Source organism: Streptomyces sp. NPDC104309 (genome assembly GCF_055584025.1).
The window spans coordinates 4,149-8,968 of the sequence record NZ_JBVJMV010000103.1 but is presented as its reverse complement, the minus strand read 5'-3'; the positions used below and the strand labels follow the sequence as shown (position 1 = coordinate 8,968).

The 4,820-nt window shown below is 71.8% G+C and carries 2 protein-coding genes and 1 pseudogene; 2 read left to right on the top strand and 1 reads right to left on the bottom strand.

The annotated features are described in order from the left end of the window. Positions 1 to 276: pseudogene (locus ACZ68L_RS46125) on the bottom strand (hypothetical protein); the annotation flags it as partial. 306 nt (positions 277 to 582) lie between these two features. Between ACZ68L_RS46125 and ACZ68L_RS46120 the strand changes: the two are divergent. Both ACZ68L_RS46120 and ACZ68L_RS46115 read left to right on the top strand, forming a co-directional pair. Next, positions 583 to 1,023 (top strand): hypothetical protein, encoded by a 441-nt coding sequence (locus ACZ68L_RS46120; protein ID WP_469590806.1) that lies wholly within the window; start codon positions 583 to 585, stop codon positions 1,021 to 1,023. Next, positions 1,020 to 4,820, top strand: a 3,801-nt coding sequence (locus ACZ68L_RS46115) for a tetratricopeptide repeat protein (protein WP_469590804.1), incomplete at its 3' end; no start/stop codon positions are given. The genes ACZ68L_RS46120 and ACZ68L_RS46115, both read left to right, overlap by 4 nt.

Here is a 4,820-nt window from a genome sequence, read left to right as displayed (position 1 = left end):
CGCCAGGATCATGCGGTAGTCGTCCGGCAGGGCGGTCTCATCGGGATTCTCGCCGCGGTGCGGGATCAGCAGGACAGCCCGCCCCGCCACCCGGCCGGGAACCGGGGCGGCGGCACCGGCCGCGGCCCGGTCCTGCTCGGCCAGCCGGTTCAGGACCCGCTCGGCAATCACCAGCTCCTCCCGCTCGGCCTGGACCTCGGCAAGCTGCTTGGCCAGTTCCTCGGTGAGCACGTCCAGTTCACCCCGTCGAGCCGTGATCCGCTCCAGCTCCTGCATCCCCACGCCCTCCCGCGTTCTCCCGGCGTACCGGCCCGGTGACGGATCGTAAGGGCGGCACGGCGGCCGACGCAGCAGAACCCGACAACGCCTCCAGCCGACAGGTCAGACGATCTTCATCGTGGACACCGGCCTACAATGGTCGGCCCCCGCGAAAGGAGGGCCGGGTCGTCGGACGTCGTCGGTCGCGTGTTCCCGGCTCGTCGTCTCGGGGATCGCAGCTTCGCCGGGGGTGGACGTCACGGGCGTGTCACCGTCCGTGTGAGCAGGGGGACGTGGTCGGGGATGGGGGTGGACGATAGGGGGATGACAGCCAAGATGCGGGCGTGGGTGGGTGGTGTGGTGGCGGGTGCGGCGCTGGTGGGGTTGGCGGTGTATCTCGCGGCGGTGGGGTTGGACGCGGCGGACAAGTCGGCGAGCGGGGCGGGCCTGTTCGTGGCGATCGCGGGGTTGGTGGTGGCGGTGACCGGGCCACGACGCGAGCACCCCCCGCAGGGCGGACAGCCGGTCGCGAACAGTGCGGTGAACGGCGGTGCCACGCAGGTAGTCGGCATCGGCGGCAACGTGCGCATCACCCACCGCGGCCGCCCCGCGACGTCCCTGCCTCCGGTGGCGCCGGTAGCGCCTCCGTCAGGCGGCGCACCAACGGGGGGCGACGGGCAACGGGTACGCGACAGCACGATCGTGGGTCCGGTCGACCAGGTGCGGGACACCACCGGGGACGTCGACATCGAGGAGGGTCCGTGACCGGCGCCGGCCGCAAGTCCCGTTGGTGGCCCCGCCGGGGCACCCCGACCGGTTCCGGGGAGGGTTCGGCATGGGAAGACGCCGCGGCGACGCCGACCCACGGGGCGCGGCCGGGCCAGTGGGTGGCGGGTTCGGTGGTATACGGGCCGGTGATCCAGGTCTCCGACACCGTGGGTGCCGTGCACATCACCACGTACACGGGCGCGGAGCACGCGTTGTACCGCGTCGACGCCTTCCCGCGCGAGCACCCGGCCCCGTCGGTGAGGGCGGCGCGCATGCAGCCGGCACGTCTGTTGCATTCGCGCTACGCGCTGGTCGGCTTCACCGGTCGGGCCGAGGAGCTGGGGCGGTTGGCGGCGTGGCGGGACGGTTCGGAGGCGGTGTCGGTGAAGCTGCTGCACGGGGCGGGCGGGCAGGGCAAGACGCGGTTGGCCGCCCGTTTCGCCGCCGACTCGCATGCCGACGGTTGGGAGGTGTTGCAGGCCCGACACGCCGGAGACCCCGCCCCGGCGAACTCCTCGGCGGGCGAGGGCGACGCTCCGGGTCGGGCCGGCGTGGGGAATCCGCGGGCGGGGGTGTTGTTGGTGGTGGACTACGCGGAGCGGTGGCCGGCAGCGGATCTGTTGGCCATGCTCGCGCACGCCCCCGCGCAGGGGAGACGGGTGCGGGTGTTGTTGGTGTCCCGTCCGGCCGGGTTGTGGTGGCAGACCCTGACCAATCGCCTGGACCGCATGGACCTGGACACCGACACCCTGTCCCTGCCCCCGCTGACGGACGACCCCGGCACCGACCCGGCAGCCCTTTTCGCCGCCGCCCGTGATCGTTTCGCGCTCGCGTTGGACGTTCCTGACCCGCACCGGATCCCGGTACCCGCGACATTGGGCGACCGGGAGCGATTCGGGCAGGTGCTGGCGGTGCACATGGCCGCTTTGGTCGCCGTCGACGCCCACCGCACCGGCACCCCCACCGCGGACCTGGACGCCCCGGGCCGTATCTCCGGATACCTGCTGGGCCGCGAACGCGACCACTGGCAGAGCCTGCACGCCAACCGGCGCGTCACCGTCACCGCCGAAACCCTGGCCCACACCACGTACACCGCCGCCCTCACAGGGACTCTGACCCACGACGACGCCAAGGCAGCCCTGGCCGCGATCGGCGCGTGCCCCGACCACAGCACCGACCACGCCCTGACCGACCACGCCGTCCCCTACCCCCCGGCCGACCCCCACGCCGGCACCGTCCTGGAACCGCTCCACCCCGACCGCCTGGCCGAGGACTTCCTCGCCCTCACCACCCCCGGCCACCACCTGCCCCACTCCGCCCCCGACCCCTGGACCGCCACCGCCCCCCAACGCCTCCTCCGGCCGCCACCCGACACTCGCACAGGTACCGGGAACAACGGCACCATCGAGGGGCGGGGCCCGTGGGCCCGATCCGCCCTCACGGTCCTGATCGCGGCCGCCGCCCGCTGGCCCCACCTCACCACCACACAACTCGTCCCCCTGCTCACCACCCGCCCCGACCTCGCGCTCCACGCCGGCGGCGCCGCCCTGGCCGCCCTCGCCGCCCTGGACGACATGCCCGTGGAGGTCCTGGAGGCTGTCGACGCCCACCTGCCCGAAGGTCGCCACAGCGACCTCGACGCCGGCCTCGCCGCCGTCACCGCCCGCCTCACCCCCCACCGCCTCGCCGCCACCACGGACCCGGCCCACCAGGCCGATCTACACGCCGCCCTCGCCAAGCGCTACGGCAACGCCGGCCTCCACCAACAGGCCCTGGCCGCCGACGAACAGGCATTCGGCATCCGACGCCGCCTCGCGCAAGAGAACCCCGCCGCGCACGAACCCGATCTCGCTAAATCGTTGAACAACCTGTCGATCCGGCTGGGCGAGGTGGGGCGGCGAACCGAGGGCCTGGCCATGAACGAGGAGGCCGTCAAGATCCAACGCCGTCTGGCGGGGGCGGATCCCGCCGCGCACGAGCCCACCCTCGCCAAGTCGTTGAACAATCTGTCGGTCCGGTACGGGGACGTGGGGCGACGGGCCGAGGCACTGGCCGCAATCGAGGAAGCAGTCACGGTCCATCGCCGCCTGACGGATCTCGCAGCGCACGAACCCGACCTCGCCGGCGCGTTGAACACCCTGTCGATCCGGTACGGCGAGGTGGGGCGGTGGGCCGAGGCACTGGCCGCAATCGAGGAGGCCGTCGAGATCCAACGCCGTCTGACGGGGGCGGGTCCCGCCGTGCATGAGCCCGACCTCGCCAGGTCGTTGAACACTCTGTCGGTCCGGTTCGGGGACGTGGGGCGGCGGGTCGAGGGGCTGGCCGCGATCGAGGAAGCCGTCACCATCCGACGCCGCCTCGCACAGGCCAACCCCGCCGCGCACGAACCCGACCTCGCCAACGCGTTGAACACCCAGTCGATCCGATACGGGGCGATGGGGCGACCAGCCGAGGGCCTGGCCGCGATCGAGGAGGCCGTCGCGGTCCATCGCCGCCTGGCGGGGGCAGATCCCGCAGCGTACGAGCCCGACCTCGCGAACGCGTTGAACACCCAGTCGATCCGATACTGGGCGGTGGGGCGGCGGGCCGAGGGGCTGGCCGCGATCGAGGAAGCCGTCACCATCCGACGCCGCCTCGCGCAGGCAAACCCCGCCGGGTACGAACCCGACCTCGCGAACGCGTTGAACATCCTGTCGATCTGGTTCGGGGACCTGGGGCGGCAGGCCGAGGCACTGGCCGCGATCGAGGAAGCCGTCGCGGTCCATCGCCGCCTGGCGGGGGCGGATCCCGCAGCGTACGAGCCCGACCTCGCGAACGCGTTGAACACCCAGTCGATCCGATACGGGGCGATGGGGCGGCGGGCCGAGGCACTGGCCGTAATCGAGGAAGCCGTCACCATCCGACGCCGCCTCGCGCAGGCAAACCCCGCCGGGTACGAACCCGACCTCGCGAACGCGTTGAACACCCAGTCGATCCGATACGGGGCGATGGGGCGGCGAGCCGAGGCACTGGCCGTAATCGAGGAAGCCGTCACCATCCGACGCCGCCTCGCGCAGGCAAACCCCGCAGCGTACGAACCCGACCTCGCGAACGCGTTGAACACCCAGTCGATCCGATACGGGGCGATGGGGCGGCGAGCCGAGGCACTGGCCGCGATCGAGGAAGCCGTCACCATCCGATGCCGCCTCGCACAGCTGGATTTCAGCCTCAAGGCCTGCAGCGTGTCCGAAGAGGAGGAGACGGACGAGGAGCTGCTCGCGATCGAGGAAGCCGTCGCGGTCCATCGCCGTCTGGCGGGGGCAGATCCCGCAGCGTACGAGCCCGACCTCGCCAACACGCTCAGCTCCCTGTCGAACCGATACTGGGAGGCAGGGCAGGGGCTTAAGGGTCTGATCACGATCGATCATGCCGTCCACGTCTATCGCCGTCTGGCGGGGGCAGATCCCGCAACGTACGAGCCCGACCTCGCCAACACGCTGAGCACCCAATCGAACCGGTACTGGGAATCGGGGGTCGGGAACGGAGACACGGATACGATCGAGGAAGCCGTCGAGATCTATCGCCGTCTGGTGGGGGCGGATCCCGCAGCGTACGAGCCTGATCTCGCCAGGTCATTGAACACCCTGTCGGTCCGGCTGGGCGAGGTGGGGCGGCGGGCCGAGGCACTGATCGTGATCGAGGAAGCCGTCGAGGTCCATCGCCGTCTGGTGGGGGCGGATCCCGCAGCGTACGAGCCTGATCTCGCCAGGTCATTGAACACCCTGTCGGTCCGGCTGGGCGAGGTGGGGCGGCGG